The sequence below is a fragment of the Gordonia alkanivorans genome (genome assembly GCF_004011905.1).
In the GTDB taxonomy this organism is placed as follows: Bacteria; Actinomycetota; Actinomycetes; order Mycobacteriales; family Mycobacteriaceae; genus Gordonia; species Gordonia alkanivorans.
Genome location: NZ_CP027114.1, coordinates 549,153 through 566,174, shown reverse-complemented (window position 1 = coordinate 566,174; position 17,022 = coordinate 549,153). Strand labels below are relative to the sequence as shown.

Below are 17,022 nucleotides of genomic sequence, written 5' to 3'. Positions count from 1 at the left end.
TTCAGCGACTGCCGCTGTCATGCGGGCTCGAATCGAATGTGTTCGGGACATCGTCAAGGTCGCTGTTGACATCCAACACCGAATCGCTCCACTGCTTGGACACGATCGAGTTGAAGTCCGGAACCGGACCGGAAACACCCGAGATCCCGGAGATACCCGTGGGGGACTGGCCGACATCGCTCAGGTCGGCTCCTGGCAACGGGGTGAACGTTCCGGTCGTGCCGTCTCCGGCGGGTGTGGCATACGGGGTGAAGGTTCCCGTGGTGCCGTCACCGGGTGCCGCAACATATGGCGTGAAGGTTCCGGTCGAGCCCGCCGGCGTCTGTGTTCCACCCGTGGGGCCCACCCAGCTGTCGAGCTGACCATCACCATCTAATGAGCCTTCACTCATCGATCGCTCCCTCGAATCTGCGGGTTATACACCGTGAGAGGGTCGCGACCCAGGAAAGGTTCCCTCCGCTCGCGACCTCGCCAGCAAGATACCGTCGAAGAACCTGCAGCTGCCGCATCCTTCACCGTTCCTGGTCTAAATTCAGATTGCCGCGAGTAGCATTCGAACCGAAAGGTACATCTTGTGAGTTCCCTGATCACGAAAGGTCCCGAAGAGACGGTAGACGGCCTGGGCTGGAACAGAATCGCCTCGGCCTTACTTGGATCATTTCAAAGTTGGATTTCTTGACCGCTACATACGTGCGGCTTCATACACCGGCCGACCCAAATGCTGGCCTGCGCGCACAGTTTTTACGCACCTAGGCCCGTAAGCATCCTCGGCACGGGTTCCGGTGGGCGTGGGCGCACCTGCGGTTCGACGACGGCATCGAGGTGAACTAGCAGAAGGTGCACCGGCTGTGGAAAGTGGAGTGCCTGCAGTTGCGCCGGGCGACGCGGCGTGAACGGGTCGGGCAATCGTCGGTGCCGGTAGTGGTGGCGGATGCACCGAAGGTGATGTGGGTATTGGATTTTCAGTTCGACTCGACCATGGATGGCAAGAAGGTGTCCCCGCGTCGGAAATTCGTTTCATGAGTTCGGCGGTGCAGGTGGATGCATCGCGAGGCGGCGGGAGCAGGTACTGGATGTACCTGCGACGACGCCAACGAAGCGAGGCGCCGCCTGGACGTCGAAATCATCAACGAATATTCGGCGCGGGACACTAGCTAGAAGGAACTGGCTCTACAGTTGCCTGGGCCGGTTATCGGGGACCTGCCATGGTCATGATGTGCTCTCTTAGAGGGAAGGGGACGTCACCCTGTCTGAGACTCGTCGCAACGAAAGGTTCTACGACCTAAGTGAACTCTTTCGTAACGCAAGTAGATCGCCTGTTCAGCCCCGACCCAGCATCCGCCAGAGCCGGACCGAAACACCTGCGGCGCCGACGAATGCCGGTGCCCGGGAACCAAATCGACCACTGTCGACTCCAACCAGGTACCAATGCCTCCCAAATCGAGGAGCTCCACTCTTGCAGCCCACCACACCCGCTGAACGCGCGCTGCTCGCCGCCGCGCATGCCGGTGAGGCATGTGATCTGCGTAGCACGAACGAAAAACGCTTCATGTGGGACCCGTCCGCCAAGGACGCAGCCACGTGGGCACACAACCGGGTCGTGCGAGCCGCCTTCCTGCGCCACCTCCTTCTCGATAAGACGCTGCCCATTGAGCTGACAGGGGCCCGTGTCGACGGTGACCTCCGCCTGTACGGTGGCCGTCCTGTCCGACTGGCGCTGCGGCGCTGTGTCCTCGACGGAACTGCCCGGTTCCTCGGAACGACCTTCACTGGCCACACCTCATTTGCAGGTACGACATTCACCAGGTTGGCCGAGTTCGTTGAGGCAACCTTCGACGAAGATGCCCTGTTCCGGCGCGCGACGTTCTGCCATAACGCCTATTTCCGCAGGGCTGACTTTCGCGCGGAATCCGAGTTCGGGCTGGTGGCGTTCGATGACGTATTGTTCGGCCAGCACGCTTCATTCAACGAAGCGACCTTCGGCAAGAACGCAACCTTCAACGGGGTGACATTCCAGGAGGGTGCCGAGTTCAAGGGTGCAGCGTTCAGCGGGGACGCCAGGTTCGGGGGCGCGAAGTTTGGCGGTCAAGGGCGTTTCGTCGGGACGACGTTCGGCGGCAACGCCGAATTTGTTTCGGCGACGTTCACCAAAGGTGCCCGGTTCAGCACAGCGACGTTCAGGAAGCATGTCGAATTCAGTTCGGTGGCATTCGGCGAGGACGTCGTGTTCAGCCGCGCGACGTTCGGCGACCACGCTTGGTTCGACGGGGCGACCTTCGGCAAGGACGCAACTTTTGATGAGGTGACATTTCACGAGGCTGCCGATTTCAAGGGTGCAACGTTCAGCGGCGAAGGGCGATTTGGTAGGGCCACTTTTTGCAAGGCAGCAGCATTCAATTCGGTGACGTTCCCCGAGGGCGCCGAGTTCATCGGCACAACGTTCAGCGGTGACGCGTGGTTTGCAGGTGCATCGTTCAGTAAGGGCGCATCGTTCTGCGGCACGACGTTCAGCGCGATCGCGATGTTTTACATGGCGGTTTTCGCCGGAGACGCCAGGTTCACAAACGCGAGGTTCCGTGAACTAACGGTGTTTGACGGGATGACGTGCAGCGGACATGCCAAGTTCGAGTTGGCGACCTTCGCCGGGGACACCCGGTTTTGTGACTCACGTTTTCGGGAGTTGCACTGGGCTGAGACGAAGTGGTCGAACGATAAACTGTCGACGACGGGTTTGGCCGCAGTGAGGATAGTCCTCGATGGTGCGGTCGTCGAGGGCCCAGTGCGTTTCGATGTCATCGCCGATGAGGTTTCGGCACGTCGGTTGCGGGCGCTTGAGCCTCTGCATCTGGTGGTGGCCGGTGCGACGGTAAACCTCGCGGACGCTGACCTGGTGGCCGGATCGTCCGTTGAGTCCGCGCCGGTGAGGCTCCCCGACCCTCCGACCGGGGGTCCGTATGGACATGTTCCCGAAGGTGGGGTGTGGGTTGCGATTCTCGACACCCGCGAGGCCGACGGCAATACGACCCAACCGATGGAGACGCCGGTGCAAGCAACGCTCGGCGACCTCGGCGAGTTCATCACACTGGATCGCGATCTCAGCGACGCGCTCACTCCGCAACGCCACGCAACGATCGTGTCGCTTCGAGGGGCGCATCTGTCGGGAGTGACCCTGTGCGGGATGGATCTGCGGGGGTGCACATTCGCATTCGTGGGCGCCGCGGGTGAACCGACGATCGCCGGTTCGAGCGTCCTCGCCCGTCGCCGCGACGGTCTCCGATGGCCCTGGAAACTTCGACGCACAGAACGCGAAGTAATCGCTGACGAGTTTGCAGTTCGCGGCGAACCCATACCCGACACCGTCGGTACCGAGGACGCGAGCAATCAACTCCCTGCAGCGCGAGCGGTCTCTGCCGCTTACAGATCCCTGCGCATTACCCTCGAATCCAACAAGGACTGGACCCGCGCGAACGATTTCTATTTCGGCGAGATGGAGATGCGGCGCATCTCCGCGAATCCGGTTTCTGTGGAGCGGTTCGTCCTCGCGACCTATTGGCTTGTGTCCGGCTATGGAATGCGGGCTTGCCGTGCTGTCACGGCGCTGGCGGTGATCATCGGAGTCGCATCAATGTGCTTCATCCGCGATGACAACCCGTTCATCCCTTGGGAATGGGTAAGGACCCCCAGCGCGACGCCGACTTCCCTCGTCGACCCGCACAGCGCGCTCTGGCCGTTGGCGTTCGCCGCTCAGGAAACCATCGCCTTGCTCCGGCCCACCGGGGCCCCCGGTGTAACCCTCGTCGGGTTCGGTCTGGTCATCGACATCATCGTCCGACTAGCTGGGTTGGTCCTGCTCGTGCTGGCCGGCTTGGCAGTCCGTAGTCGGATCAAAAGATGAAGCGCGCACCGACGAGTTGGTCTGGTGCCCATTACCGGCTCTTCCGTTCCGGAAGAGCCAGCAATGCCTCGCCGCCGCGTGCCGCGACGAGGGCTGCAACCGCCTCGAGAGCGAGCCCGGCGGCGTCGGCGCGAACGGCCAGCAGATCCGTGGCGTCGTCCATCGCCGAGTCGAGGACCATCCGCGCGTCGTCGGCACGCTCGCGGAGACGTCGTGCGGCCCGCGCCTGCCCGGTGACGTCGAGAAGTGCCGTGCAGCGCCGGACGAGCCCGAACATCAGCGTGCCGTTGAGACGGACACCGACGTTCTGGTTGGCGAAGAACTCAGCGGGGTCGGGACAACGCCGGCGTAGGCGACCCCCGCACGTAGTCGACCCGTGATGATCGGTTCGAGCAGTTCGTCGCTCAACGATCTGTTCGCGGTTCGCGACAGCGAGATGACGACACCGTGATGCTGGAGCCAGGTGAACGCGGTCGACAGGCAACCGCTGACCAGGACCTCCAAGATCTCGGTGACCTCACCGAACTCGAGCCCGGGTCCTGAGTGCTCATGGAGTCCACCGTACGTCGCAGTAGAACGTGGACGTATGACCCACTCCCTGAGCGAAGTGGATAGGGAAAGTCCGCGTCCCGCAGCACAATCCCGTGACAAAGACCTGTCGATTTGGGACCAAAGGCTCAAGACCGAGGGGCGACCCGTCGGTAATCTTTGTTGTGGGTCGGAGGGGACTCTTGTGAAAGGAATCAGGTGGGCGCAGGTCCCAATGGTGGTGACGGGCAAGTGATGAGCATTGCGCCGGAACGTGTTTCGCACAGTGAACGCGTTTCTCGTGACGGGGTGTCCGACTTGCGTACCAGTGAGCGGTATCTACGCGCCGCGGTCACCGACCTCATCGAGCGTAATTTCCGCGACCCAGATTTCAGTGTCGAGGCAGTGGCACGGCACCTTCACGTGAGTCGCCGGCATCTCTACCGCGTTCTCGCCGGCGGCCCGACGTCGCTGGCCGAGATGATCGCCGACCGCCGTCTCGAGTGGGCGCGCCGACTGTTGACCGGCCCGGGGAACCTGAAACTCGAAGCGGTGGCCCATGCTTCAGGCTTCGCCTCGACGGCGACGATGCGCAACCGCTTCCGCGCCAAGTTCGGTCTCACACCCGACGAATTCCGGCGCACCGCAATGGCGGCCGACGCAGAAGCCAGTTAAGAGAGTTCGGCGCAAGCACTTTGGGTGCTTGCGCCGAAACCGTATGGCGCCGCCGTTCGGGGCCATCATGAGTCGATGCACCCCACTAGCTGATGCCGGAAGTGTCGGATTTGGGCACGGTGGCCCCTCTCGCGTGATACGACTACATCGCACGTCCGTCATGGAGCGGGCCGGTGCAAGGCGTACAGCGTGAAGAGCTTCCGATGTCGGCTGCCGGTACGGACGCGCGGCCGTGCACCGCTCGTCTCCATCGTCGCGTGTGGCCTGGTCCTGTCCGGGTGCTCCTTCGATGGCTCGGCGACGGAGACGAATCCCGAACTCAAACAGGTCGATGTCGCGGCGATGACCGCAACCCTCGACGACACGATCGAGGAACTCCTGGTACCCGGCGCCCTCGCGCTGATCCAAACCCCGGCAGGCACGTACACCGTCTCGGCCGGCACCACGACAATGGGTGATGACATCCCGCGCGCGGTCGCCGACCAGTTCCGGATCGGATCGGTCACCAAGACGATGACCGTCGCCGCAGTGTTACAGCTGATCCAGGAAGGGAAGATCGGCGTCGACGACCCGATCGACAAATACGTCCTCGGCGTTCCCGAGGGTTCCGAGATCACCATCGCGCAGTTGATGAGCATGCGCAGTGGATTGCACAACTACCTCGACACAGACGGATTCCGTGCTGCCTTCGGATCGGATCCGACGAAGGTGTGGGCCCCGTCCGAGCTCCTGGCCCTCGGCTTTTCCCAGCCCTCGGGCTTCGCGCCGGGCACGCAGTTCGACTACTCCAACACCAACACCGTCCGGCTGGGCCTGGTCGTGGAGAAGGCGGAGGACAAGTCCCTCGCGCAGGTGTTCGCCGACCGGTTCTTCGGGCCTCTCGGCCTGACCCGTACCTCGCTTCCCGCCGCGACCGACACGACCCTCTCGGCGCCGTTCTCGCACGGATATCAGTATGGCCCGCTGCAGGTCTCGGACAAGCCGATGACGCCCGAGGAGACCGCGGCGGCGAGAGCCGGGTCCCTGCTACCCAACGATGTGACGGTGATGAGCCCCTCGTGGGCCTGGGCGGCCGGTGGCGTCGTCTCGACCGCCGACGACCTGATGACCTGGATCAAGGCGTTCGTCGGCGGAGATCTTCTCGACGACGCCAACCAGCAGCTGTGGTGGGACAGCATTCGGATCCAGCACGACGAGGATCCCCGGGTGTTCTACGGCTACGGGATCACCGAGGTCCGGTTCGGGGAGAACCGCCTCACCTATCACGAGGGCCAGCTCCCCGGTTTCAACACGATGGCGGTCCATGACGAGGCGAACGACGTCAGCATGGTCGTCTGGACCAATCTCTCAGTCACACAGGACGTCGACAATGCGTTCACCGTGATGGCGAGACTGCTACAGCACATCTACAACACCCCGGCGGACACACCACCAGCACGGTGAGGGGCCCGCCGACGGCCTATGGGACGGATCCTCAGATCGTGCAGAGCGGGGAGTAGTCGCTGCGGCCGCCGGTGGTCGGTGAGACGAGGAACGTGCACGGGTTGAATCCGACCTTCTCGATCTCCTTCGTCAGGCGACGCAGTTCGGCGTCGGTGACGACCTTGTCGCGGGAGAGCAGGAATCCCGAGGCGCGACTGGGATCGCCGACGATCGAGTACTTGTAGGGGCCGTTCGGGTTCTCGCCGTCCTCGATGTGGGCGATGATGTAGTTCGGCGCCCCGTTGGGGTTGATGCTCGCCGGCGTCTGCGGGAACCGAACACTCAGCTGGGCGTTCGACTTCGTGTCGACGACGGTGGCGCGTCCGAGCACTCCGCCCTTCATGCCCGTCGGTCCGGTGCACTGGTTGTCGACGCCGATGGTCTTCTCGTCGATCCGGGTGTAGAAGGCGTTGGTGTCCTTGGCGCAGGTGACTCCCCAGAACGAGGGAACGGTGGCGAGCTGCCACCACTTGCCGAGGTAGCGGTCGATGTCGACCTTCTCCACCGGGGCGAGGGGTGCGGCCTGTGCCGAACCGGTTCCGATGACGAACCCGAGACCGACGACGATGCCGGCCACGAGGGCTGCGAGGGTGCGTGTGACGCGCATGGTGTTTCCTTTCGTGGCCCGATCATCTCCGTCGAGCCCCAACGGGCTGTTGACCAGGGGTTCGGACCACAGCGGGTCACGGATGGGTCGTGGGCATCCTGCAGGCCTCGTCGGCCGGCGTCGTCGCTGGTGGAGCGGAAGATTACAGGTTGTAGGCGTTGTTCGGGTTCCAGGTGGAGACCGCCCAGATGACGATGAGGTCGAGGACGATGATCAGGATCGCCCACGCCGGGTAGTAGGGCAGCCACAGGAACTGGGCGATGATCGACAGCGAGGCGATCACGATGGCCGCGATGCGCGCCCAGTCGGCGCCGACCGCGAGACCACCGGCGATGAGGATGCCGACGATGCCGAGGATCAGGTGGATCCAGCCCCACGCGGTGAGGTCGAACTCGAAGACGTAGTTGCGGCCGACGACGAAGAGCTCGTCGTTGGCGATCGCCGAGATGCCCTGGAAGACCGAGACCAGGCCGGCGACGAACAGCAGGGCCGCGGCGACGATCGAGATCCCGAGGGCGAAGCCCTGCTTGGCGGACGAGTTCGCCTGCTGATCGGGGGAGGCGCTCATGATGGCGTCCTTTCGTGTGGGGTGAACGCCGGCGCCCAGTGATCCTGAGCGACGGCGCGGGGGGTTGTTGCGGGTGGACCTTAACCAAGAATGGGACGTCCGACCCGGATACCACAGCGTTTCGCTCACTTCGGGCACATCTTTGACCAGGCGATTTAGTACTCGGCGGGGGGCCGGTATAAGCTATCGCAGGCTACACACGGGGTGTGGCGCAGCTTGGTAGCGCGCTTCGTTCGGGACGAAGAGGTCGTGGGTTCGAATCCCGCCACCCCGACAGAGATCGACCACGGTCGGTCACCAAGATGTGTTGGTTGAGACACAAGCAGTGAGACCCCGGTCCGCAGAGATGCGGCCGGGGTTTCCTCGTTTTCCGGGTCCTCAGGCGTCCTGCTCGGAGGAGGTGCGACCGCCGACGTGCGCGACGATCGTCGGGTCGTCGCTGACGAACCGGTCGACCTCTTCACCGCCGTCGCAGCGCACCAGACTCACCGTGATGCCCTCCGGGCCGCGGTGGACGACCCGCCAGCCGGCCCCGGAGTCCTCCCAGCGCCGCAGATCGTCGAGGGTCATGTCGGTGCCGCTCAGCAACCCAGCTGTCGGGCGAGGTCCAGCAGATCCGACGCGTGGAAATCGTTGTCGGGTGACCCGGAATCGTCCTTGGGTTCGCCGCCCCACTCGTCCGGACGCTCGATGAACGCGGTGCGCAGGCCGAAGGATCGTGCGGCGTCGAGGTCGGCTTGGTGCGTCGCGACCATCATCACCTCGTTCGGTTCGACCTCGAGGAGTTCGGCCAGGCCGCAGTAGGTCTCGCGCGCGGGTTTGTAATGCCGCCAGAGGTCGGAACCGCCGATGACGTCCCACGCGAAGTCGTCGTGCCGGGCCATGTCGGTCAGCAACGCCACGGTGCCGTTGCTCAGCGCGCACACGATGAAGTCCCGCTTGAGTCGACGAATCCCCTCGGCGGCGTCGGGCCAACCCGGGATGACCCGCCACGCACGTACGAGCGCGCGGCTCTGATCGGCGTCCAGCGTCACGTCGAAGGCCGCCGCGACCTCGTGGAGGGTGTCGGTCTGTAGATCGTCCAGACGGCGCCAGGGGAGCTCTCCGGCCTCGACGCGCGCGAGGATAGGTGAGTAGCGACGACGCCACTCGCGGGCGAAGTCGGCGGCGTCGACGTCAGGCACGGTGTGTGCGACGGCACCGGAGATCCCGGTGAACCAGTCGGTGACCGTCCCGAAGGTGTCGAACGCAAGGACCTTCACCCCGAGGGAGTTCACGAGTCGGCGCGCTCCCGGCGTGTTCGCTTGCCCGTCACAGGGTTTCGCGGGCCAGCTGCGGCAGCGACTGGTCGGCGTCGTAGTCGGCGTCGCCGTGCGAGACCGGGGTGAGGGTCAGCAGGCTGGCCTCCGGACGGCAGCAGAAACGTGCGGGCGCATACGGGGAGGTACCCAGACCGGCACTGACGTGCAGCTTCATCGACGACCCCCAGTTCGACGGCCCCTTCACCCGGGAACGGTCGATGTGGCAATTCGTGACGAGCGCGCCGAAGAACGGTAGGCACAGCTGCCCGCCGTGGGTGTGGCCGGCCATCACGAGGTCGTAGCCGTCGGCGGCGAAGCGGTCGAGAACCCGGGGCTCGGGTGAATGCGTGAGGCCCAGGCGCAGGTGTGCGAGCGGGTTGGGGCGTCCGGCGACGGTCTCGTAGCGATCCCGTTCGATGTGCGGATCGTCGACACCGGCCGCGACCACGCGCACGCCGCTGACCTCGAGCTCCCGCACGGTGTGCGTGGCATCGAGCCAGCCGCGCTCGGTGAACGCCGCCCGCAGGTCCTGCCAGGGGAGGGGTTCGCCGTGCGTGCGCTGGTGGTCTTTCCGGAAGTACTTGAACGGGTTCTTCGGCTTGGGGCCGAAGTAGTCGTTGGAGCCGAAGACGAACAGACCCGGCCGTGACAGGAGACCGCCGAGCGACTGGATCACCGCGGGCACCGCCTGCGGGTGCGCGAGGTTGTCCCCGGTGTTGACCACCAGGTCGGGTTCCAGCGCCTCGAGCTCGGAGATCCACGCCTGCTTGAGTCTCTGGCCGGGCATCATGTGCAGGTCGCTGATGTGCAGGACCCGCAGGGGAGAGGCGCCGGGCTCGAGGACCGACAGCGTCGTGTGCCGCAGGGCGAAGGCGTTGCGCTCGATGACGGTCGAGTAGACGAGGCCGGCGGCGGCCAGCCCCGCGGCGCCGACGAGTGCGCGCGAACCGACCCCGGAACCGGCCGAACCGAGGCGTGAGCGGAAGTCGAGTTCGGAGTGCTGCATCTGTTCAGAATACGCACCTCCGAGCGCATGCCCACCCCCTTCGGTGGGCCGCACGGGCGACCCACCGTCAGAGATGGAGGCGCTCAGCCGGGCAGCTGGATGACGACAGGCCCGACGCCCGGAACCACCACGGTGGTCTCGGTGGGACCGTTGCCGCTGTCGCCGCCTGCCCGTCGACCGTTGCTCACGTAGATCGTCACGGTGCTGCCGGGCATCGCGGAATCCGACGGCGCGGTGAAGACGACCGTGCCCTTCGGGCGGCCGCTGTCGACCTCGAGCTCGTTGACCTTGAAACCGTCCCGCTGGAGCCGCGAGGTTGCCTCGCTGGCGGTCAGGCCGCTGACCTGCGGGATTCGGCCGCGATCGCTGCCGCGCCAGTATTCGCGGTCGACCGGGGGCAGCCGGACCGGACCGAACTTCGTGGCCACCGGCTTCACCGCCTGGAACCACGTGCGTGCGGGTTCCATACCGCCGAACACGTTGCCGTCGTAACAGGACCGCAGCGGGCTGGTGCACACACCCTGCGGGTTGGGGCCGTCGCTGTAGACGTAGGCGGCACCCGCGATCTGGTTGGTGAACCCGACGAACGCGGACGACCGGTAGGCCTCGGTGGTGCCGGTCTTGCCCGACATCGGCAGCGTCCAGCCGGCCGAACCCGCAGCACCCGCAGCGGTACCCGCGCCCACGTCGTCCTTGCTCATGGTGATTGCGAGGGTGTCGGCGAGTCCCTTGTCGACGACCTGTTCACAGCCCGGCGAGTTGAAGGGGACCGAGGTGAGGGCACGCCGCCCGTCGGGTCCGATCACCGGGTTGCCGTACTGATCGCGCTTCACCCGGCTGATCGACTTGATCGGGTTGGGCGGGCACCAGACACCGCCGGAGGCGATCGTCGCGGCCACGTTGGCGAGCTCGAGCGCGTTGATGGGCAGCGGCCCCAGGGTGAACGAGCCGAAGTTCCCGTCCTTGACGTACTGGGCCATGCTCTTGTCGCCGTAACCCGACGAGCCGGGCACGGTGTAGGAACGCAGGCCGAGGCGGACGGCCATGTCGACGGCCGGCTTCACGCCTACCTGCTGCAGCAGCTTGACGAAGGCGGTGTTCGGCGACTGCGCGAGCGCATCGGTCACCGACATCGCCGCCGGGTAGCGCCCGGCGTTCTTGACGCAGTAGGAGTTCTCCGGACACCCGTTGGCGCCCGCGCTGTTTCCCATGCCCTCCACTGCGACGAACCCGGGCACCGGGATCGTCGACCCGGCGCCGAGGCCCTTCTCCAGCGCTGCGGCCACGGTGAAGATCTTGAACACCGAGCCCGCGCCGTCGCCGACCATGGAGAACGGCTGCGGCTGCATCGTCTCGCCGGCGGCGAGGTTCAGACCGTAGCGGCGGCTCGACGCCATCGACAGCACGTCATGGGACTTGTCCCCGGGCCGGATCGTGCTCATCACGTCGGCGACGCCGTCGGCGGTGGGGCTGGCCTGGGCCTTGGCCGCGCGATCCGTCGAGCGTTGTACCTCGGGATCGAGGGTGGTCTGGATGACATAGCCGCCCCGCAGCACGGAGTTGCGCGACATCCCGTTCTCGGCGAGGAACTGCAACGCGTAGTCGCAGAAGAAGCCTTCGCTGTCGGCGGCGATGCAGCCCTGCGTCGGCGTTCGCGGACGCGGCAGCACGCCCAGCGGCTTCTCCTTGGCCGCGACCAGCTCGGCGCGTCGTTCCGGGAAGTTGTCGATCATCGTGTCCAGCACGAGGTTCCGGCGGGTCAGCGTGCCCTCGGCGTTGCTGTAGGGGTTGAGCGCCGAACTGGACTGGACCATGCCCGCCAGCATGGCGGCCTGCTCGACCTGGAGCTCCTTGGCCGGGATGCCGAAGTAGGTCTGCGCGGCGGCTTCGATGCCGTAGGCGTTGTTGCCGAAGGGGACGACGTTCAGGTAGCGGGTGACGATCTGCTTCTTCGCCTCCTGCTTGGCGGCGGCGTCGTCGAGGCCCTTGTCGCGCTTGGCCTGGTCGATGAGGGTCTGCTCGAGCGTGAGCGCCATACGCACCTCGCGCAGCTTGCGTGCGGGGGTCGTCTCGACCGCGGCCTGGCGATCGGCCTCGGTGCGGGCCAGGACGAGCAGTTGATAGTTCTTGATGTACTGCTGGTCGAGCGTCGACGCGCCCTGCTGGACCTCGCCCGACGACGAGTTCTTCAGCGCGGCGCGGATCGTGCCCTTCCAGTCGACGCCGTCGTGCTCGAGGAAGCGCCGGTCCTCGACGGAGATGATCGCGCGGATCATGTCGGGCGAGATGTCGTTGTATCCGACCTGGTAGCGGTACTGGTCGAACAGCACCGCGATCGGCTTCCCGTTGACGTCGGTCATGGTGGTGACCTCCGGCAACGTGCCGTTCAGGAGTTCGGAGGAGACGTTCTCGACTGCCGCTGCCGCCCGGTTGGAGACGACGCCGACCCCACTGGCCACCGGATAGAGAAGGCCCGCGACGAGAATGCCGGCCAGCAGGCTCGCCCAGGCCAGTGACCACAGCTTCTTCGACATCACCCCGACAGGATACGTGCGATCGGCCGGAACATCGCCCAGCCTCGCCCTCGGGATCCGTGGGGGACCGTTGTGCCTGGACACGATCCGACACCGGGTCGGCGCGACCCCGACCGCGCGTCAGCGCAGCCCCGACCGCGCGTCAGCGCAACCCCGACCGCGCGTCAGCGCAACCCCGACCGCGCGTCAGCGCAACCCTCCGATCGGATGAGTTTGCACGGTGGTCCCACTTTGTTGCGCTCCAGGGGTTGCGCACCCAAGCACAGATCCCTAGATTGAGTGCAGAATGTGACTCACTTAACAGTGAGTTGTAAATGTGGTCTGAGCAGCGAGTTGAGTCCCGAGCTCGGGGCTATGCGGAACACGACAAGTAGGGGTGGCGGATGGCGACAGCGGCAGTTTCTACCGGAGAAGATCGCTTGGCCTGGGTGGCCAAGGCACGATGCCGAGGCGGAGACCCGGACGATCTGTTCGTGAGAGGAGCAGCTCAGCGCAAGGCCGCGACCATCTGTCGGCACTGCCCGGTACAGCTCGAATGCGGTGCAGACGCCCTCGACAACCGCGTCGAATTCGGTGTGTGGGGTGGCCTGACCGAGCGTCAGCGTCGCGCTCTCCTGCGCCAGCACCCCGAGGTGACCTCGTGGTCGGCGTTCTTCGAAGCCCAGCGACGTCGCCAGCGCGCCGACGCGGTCTGATCACCGAGACCTCTTCAGCCAAGGCAATTCGGCTCGACCGGCAGATGCCGGCCGAGCCGAATTGTCGTTGGTCGATGATGAGGGAAGTCAGCCCCGTCCGGTGATCTGCTCCGCCACGGCGCGGAGGGCGGTCACATCCGCGACCTCGAACGGCAGTGCCGGGACCCCGACGATCGGCACCCGCGGATGCGCAGCCGTGAACCGCTGCAGCAGATGGAGTTCGCGCTTTCCGGTGGCGGCGCGATCGGCGTGGATCTGCAACACCCCGCGAGTCAGGTCGTCGGTGACCGACTCGAGCGCCACCAGTGCGGCCTCCTCGTGGATCGAGGTGAGATTCGGGTGGGTCCGGTTGAGGATCAGACCCGCGAGCGGCATCGTCTCCTCCGACAGCCGGTCGACGAAGAACGCGGCCTCACGCAGGGCGTCGGCCTCGGCCGCCGCCACCACAGCGAACTGGGTGCCCGGCTGCTTCAGCAGTTCGTAGGTCTTCAGCGCCCGATCCTGGAAGCCGCCGAACATCGAGTCGAGGGACTGCACGAACATCGCGACGTCGCGCAGCATGTCGCCGCCGATGATGGTGGAGACGCCGCGCATCGCCAGGCTCATCGCGCCGGTGACCATGCGGCCCACGCCGCGTCCGCCGCCGACCAGCACCTTCATCAGACGGCCCGACAGGAACGAGCCGAGGCGCTGCGGGGCGTCGAGGAAGTCCAGTGCGTTCCGGGACGGCGGGGTGTCGACGACGATGAGGTCCCAGTGGTCCCGCTCGAGCAACTTGCCGAGTTTCTCCATCGCCATGTACTCCTGCGTGCCGGAGAACGACGACGCGACCGTCTGATAGAAGGCGTTCTCCATGATCGCCTCGGCGCGTTCCGGAGTGGAGTACTCGAGCACCATCTCGTCGAAGGTGCGGCGCATGTCCAGCATCATCGCGTCGAGCGTGCCCTTGCCCTCGATCGGCACGGGCTGCGGCTCGTTGGTGAGCTCGGACATCCCGAGCGACTGGGCGAGCCGCTTGGCCGGGTCGATGGTGAGGACCGCGACCGTGCGCCCCTGCTCGGCCGCGTACATCGCCATGGCGGCCGCGGTCGTGGTCTTGCCGACGCCGCCGGCGCCACAGCAGATGACGACGCGGGTCGCGGGGTCGGTCAGCACCGCCCCCATCTTTAGATCGAGTGGCATCACGCACCCGCTTTCTGGAGAAGGTTGGCCAGCTCGTAGATGGAACCGAGATCGACGCCGTCGCCGAGGGACGGCATTTCGAGCGTCGGCAGTTCCACCTCGTCGAGCTGCGCCTTCGCGATCTGCTGCGCCTGCAGGCGGGTCGCGTGTTCGATCGTCTCGGTGAGCAGGCCGGACAGATCGCCGTCGGCGAGCTTCACACCGGCGGCCTTCAGGTTCTCCTCGATGCGCCCGGCATCGATCTGGCCCTCGGCGATCTCGTCGATCGCGTCGGCGGGCAGGTGCGGGGCACTGACCCGGTTGATGATGAGGCTGCCGAGGTTGAGGTTCTTGCCGCGCAGCTCGTCGATCGCCTCGATGGTCTCTTGGATCGGCATCGCCTCGAGCAGCGTCACCAGATGGACGACGGTCTCCTCCGAATGCAGCAGGCGGACGACGCCCTCGCTCTGATTGCGGATCGGACCGGTCTTGGCGAGGTCGGCCATCGCCTGGGTGACGTCGAGGAAGTTGCCGATCCGGCCGGTCGGCGGTGCGTCGACGACCACCGCGTCGTACACGCGGTCACCCTGCTTGTCGGTGTGGATGATGCGCTCTTTGATCTTGCCGGTGAGCAGCACATCGCGCAGACCCGGTGCCACCGTGGTCACGAAGTCGATGGCGCCGATGCGCTTCATCGCCCGGCCCGCGAAGCCGAGGTTGTAGAACATGTCGAGGTATTCGAGCAGTGCATGTTCGATGTCGATGGCGAGCGCCGACACCTCGCCGCCGCCCTCGGCGGTCGCGATCTTGGTGTCGGTCGGCGGCAGCGGCGGGATGTCGAAGAGCTGCGCGATGCCCTGCCGACCCTCGGTCTCCACGAGGAGGACCTTTTTGCCGTCGGCGGCCAGCGCGAGTGCCAGCGCCGCCGCGATCGTCGTCTTACCTGTTCCGCCCTTGCCCGACACGAAGTGCAACCGGGCGCGCGATGCCGCGTCCGGCCACTCGTTGTCGACAGTGACTGAAGACTTGTCTGTCACGCCGGAATCGAGACCTTCCCCCGCCCCGGAACGTGCGCCCTGTTCATTGGCCACCGCAACACCTTATCCATTGATCGTCGGCAGTTAGGGTGAGTCCATGAGTGAAGTGACTGCGTGGGAATACGTGACGGTGCCGCTGCTGACGCACGCAACCAAACAGATCCTCGATCAGTGGGGTGCCGACGGCTGGGAACTGGTGTCGGTGCTGCCCGGCCCGACCGGGGAGCAGCACGTCGCCTACCTGAAGCGACCGAAGGGCTGAGCATGGCTGCGACCTGGACAGATCGACTCGCCGAACTCGGCATCGCGCTGCCCGACGTGGTGCCGCCGGTGGCCAGCTACACGCCGGCCGTGCGGACCGGAAACCTCGTCTACACGTCGGGCCAGCTCCCGATCGTCGACGGCGAACTCTCGGTACACGGCAAGGTGCACGAAGGTGCCGAGGGCGTCGTCCGGCCGGATGAGGCCACCGACGCGGCACGGGTCTGCGCACTGAACGCGCTCGCCGCGGTGCACGCGCTGGTCGGCATCGACTCGGTCGTGCGCATCGTCAAGGTGGTCGGCTTCGTGGCGTCCGCCCCGGGCTTCACCGGGCAGCCGAAGGTCATCAACGGTGCGTCGGACGTGCTGGGCGAGATCTTCGGGGACGCGGGCGTGCACGCCCGTTCGGCCGTCGGGGTCGCCGAGTTGCCGCTGGGTGCACCCGTCGAGGTGGAACTCATCGTCGAAGTGGCCTGACGTCTCCTTGGACGTCGCGCTACTGATCGTCGCGGCCGCCGCTGCCGGCTGGGTCGACGCCGTGGTCGGCGGCGGGGGACTTGTGTTGATCCCCGCGATGCTGATCGCGCAACCCGGCCTGCCGACGGCGACGGCTCTCGGCACCAACAAACTCGCCGCCGTCTTCGGTACCGCGTCGGCCGCGTGGCGCTATGTGGGGCATGTACGCATCGACCTGCACAGGCTCGTGCCGGTGTTCGTCGCCGCGCTCGTGTTCTCGGCTCTCGGCGCGCTGGTGGCGATCTCGCTGCCGACGGAGATCTTCACGCCGATCGTGCTGGTGATGCTCGTCGGCGTCGGGTTGTTCGTCGCGCTGAACCCCGGTTTCGGGGGTGACGCGTCTGCGGGACCGCGTTCGCGGCTGTCCACGCTCGCCGGTCTGGTGCTCGCCGGTGTCGTCATCGCGTTCTACGACGGGGTCATGGGGCCCGGTACCGGGACCTTCCTCATCATCAGCCTCACCGCGCTGGTCGGGACGTCGTTCCTGGAGAGTTCGGCCATGGCCAAGGTGATCAACACCGGCACCAACCTCGGCGCGCTGACGGTGTTCGGACTCCAGGGGAATGTGCTGTGGCTCTTGGGCCTCGGGCTCGCGGCGGCCAACATCGTCGGCGCCCAGATCGGCTCGCACATGGCCATCGGACGCGGCAGTTCCTTCGTCCGGTGGGTCCTGCTCGCCGTCGTCGTGGTGATGGTCGGGAAGCTCGGGTACGACCTGATCACGGACTGATCCGCCGACCGGACGACCGAACGCCG

16 protein-coding genes, 1 tRNA gene and 1 pseudogene are annotated in these 17,022 nt (G+C 65.8%); 8 read left to right on the top strand and 10 right to left on the bottom strand.

The annotated features are described in order from the left end of the window. Position 1: 1 nt before the first annotated feature. Entirely contained in the window at positions 2–391 is a 390-nt protein-coding gene (locus C5O27_RS02640; RefSeq protein WP_127961842.1) for a hypothetical protein, read from the bottom strand. A gap of 1,065 nt (positions 392–1,456) precedes the next feature. Here C5O27_RS02640 and C5O27_RS02630 point away from each other — a divergent pair. Beyond that, a complete protein-coding gene (locus C5O27_RS02630; RefSeq protein ID WP_127961841.1) occupies positions 1,457–3,895 on the top strand; it encodes a pentapeptide repeat-containing protein in 2,439 nt (812 codons plus the stop codon). Positions 3,896–3,953: 58 nt separating this feature from the next. On the opposite strand, the pseudogene C5O27_RS02625 reads toward C5O27_RS02630, so the two are convergent. Next, positions 3,954–4,444 (bottom strand): annotated as a pseudogene (locus tag C5O27_RS02625) (acyl-CoA dehydrogenase family protein); the annotation flags it as partial. Positions 4,445–4,642: 198 nt separating this feature from the next. Between C5O27_RS02625 and C5O27_RS02620 the strand changes: the two are divergent. After that, positions 4,643–5,098 (top strand): helix-turn-helix transcriptional regulator, encoded by a 456-nt coding sequence (locus C5O27_RS02620; protein ID WP_127961840.1) that lies wholly within the window; start codon positions 4,643–4,645, stop codon positions 5,096–5,098. 189 nt (positions 5,099–5,287) lie between these two features. Beyond that, entirely contained in the window at positions 5,288–6,541 is a 1,254-nt protein-coding gene (locus C5O27_RS02615) for a serine hydrolase domain-containing protein (protein ID WP_127961839.1), read from the top strand. A 31-nt stretch (positions 6,542–6,572) separates the two neighbouring features. On the opposite strand, the gene C5O27_RS02610 is transcribed toward C5O27_RS02615, so the two are convergent. Together C5O27_RS02610 and C5O27_RS02605 are read right to left on the bottom strand one after the other, a co-directional pair. Continuing rightward, complete coding sequence (locus C5O27_RS02610; RefSeq protein WP_035754712.1) at positions 6,573–7,187, bottom strand: lipocalin family protein; 615 nt, start codon at positions 7,185–7,187, stop codon at positions 6,573–6,575. Between the two features lie 142 nt (positions 7,188–7,329). Then, a complete protein-coding gene (locus C5O27_RS02605) occupies positions 7,330–7,755 on the bottom strand; it encodes a DUF7144 family membrane protein (RefSeq protein ID WP_006359013.1) in 426 nt (141 codons plus the stop codon). Positions 7,756–7,955: 200 nt separating this feature from the next. Here C5O27_RS02605 and C5O27_RS02600 point away from each other — a divergent pair. After that, a tRNA-Pro gene (locus C5O27_RS02600) sits at positions 7,956–8,029 on the top strand. A gap of 104 nt (positions 8,030–8,133) precedes the next feature. On the opposite strand, the gene C5O27_RS02595 is transcribed toward C5O27_RS02600, so the two are convergent. From C5O27_RS02595 to C5O27_RS02580, 4 genes are all read right to left on the bottom strand, one after another. Beyond that, positions 8,134–8,325 (bottom strand): hypothetical protein, encoded by a 192-nt coding sequence (locus C5O27_RS02595; protein ID WP_040004162.1) that lies wholly within the window; start codon positions 8,323–8,325, stop codon positions 8,134–8,136. An 11-nt stretch (positions 8,326–8,336) separates the two neighbouring features. Next, positions 8,337–9,032, bottom strand: a complete 696-nt coding sequence (locus C5O27_RS02590) for a haloacid dehalogenase type II (protein ID WP_006359015.1) — start codon at positions 9,030–9,032, stop codon at positions 8,337–8,339. Positions 9,033–9,066: 34 nt separating this feature from the next. Next, positions 9,067–10,062 carry a metallophosphoesterase gene (locus C5O27_RS02585; RefSeq protein ID WP_006359016.1) on the bottom strand — a complete coding sequence of 332 codons (996 nt, stop codon included), beginning with the start codon at positions 10,060–10,062 and terminating at the stop codon, positions 9,067–9,069. A gap of 83 nt (positions 10,063–10,145) precedes the next feature. Then, positions 10,146–12,596 carry a penicillin-binding protein gene (locus C5O27_RS02580; protein ID WP_127963741.1) on the bottom strand — a complete coding sequence of 817 codons (2,451 nt, stop codon included), beginning with the start codon at positions 12,594–12,596 and terminating at the stop codon, positions 10,146–10,148. A 383-nt stretch (positions 12,597–12,979) separates the two neighbouring features. Between C5O27_RS02580 and C5O27_RS02575 the strand changes: the two genes are divergently transcribed. Beyond that, complete coding sequence (locus tag C5O27_RS02575; RefSeq protein ID WP_035754718.1) at positions 12,980–13,291, top strand: WhiB family transcriptional regulator; 312 nt, start codon at positions 12,980–12,982, stop codon at positions 13,289–13,291. Between the two features lie 87 nt (positions 13,292–13,378). Here C5O27_RS02575 and bagB read toward each other — a convergent pair whose 3' ends face one another. After that, positions 13,379–14,473 (bottom strand): ArsA family ATPase, encoded by a 1,095-nt coding sequence (bagB, locus tag C5O27_RS02570; RefSeq protein WP_006359020.1) that lies wholly within the window; start codon positions 14,471–14,473, stop codon positions 13,379–13,381. Then, positions 14,473–15,543: an ATPase BagA gene (gene bagA, locus C5O27_RS02565; RefSeq protein WP_006359021.1), complete on the bottom strand. Its 1,071-nt coding sequence runs from the start codon at positions 15,541–15,543 to the stop codon at positions 14,473–14,475. The genes bagB and bagA overlap by 1 nt, the downstream gene beginning before the upstream one ends. A 43-nt stretch (positions 15,544–15,586) precedes the next feature. On the opposite strand from bagA, the gene sp36 reads away from it, so the two are divergent. Genes sp36 through C5O27_RS02550 form a run of 3 tightly spaced genes read left to right on the top strand, consistent with a single transcriptional unit; the run spans position 15,587 to position 16,996 of the window. Then, the gene (gene sp36, locus C5O27_RS02560) at positions 15,587–15,751 is read left to right on the top strand and encodes a Sp36 family protein (protein WP_004022081.1); all 165 of its coding nucleotides are present in this window, start codon (positions 15,587–15,589) and stop codon (positions 15,749–15,751) included. 2 nt (positions 15,752–15,753) lie between these two features. After that, positions 15,754–16,227, top strand: a complete 474-nt coding sequence (locus C5O27_RS02555; protein WP_006359022.1) for a RidA family protein — start codon at positions 15,754–15,756, stop codon at positions 16,225–16,227. Positions 16,228–16,234: 7 nt separating this feature from the next. Beyond that, positions 16,235–16,996: a TSUP family transporter gene (locus C5O27_RS02550; RefSeq protein ID WP_127961838.1), complete on the top strand. Its 762-nt coding sequence runs from the start codon at positions 16,235–16,237 to the stop codon at positions 16,994–16,996. The last annotated feature ends 26 nt before the right edge of the window (positions 16,997–17,022 follow it).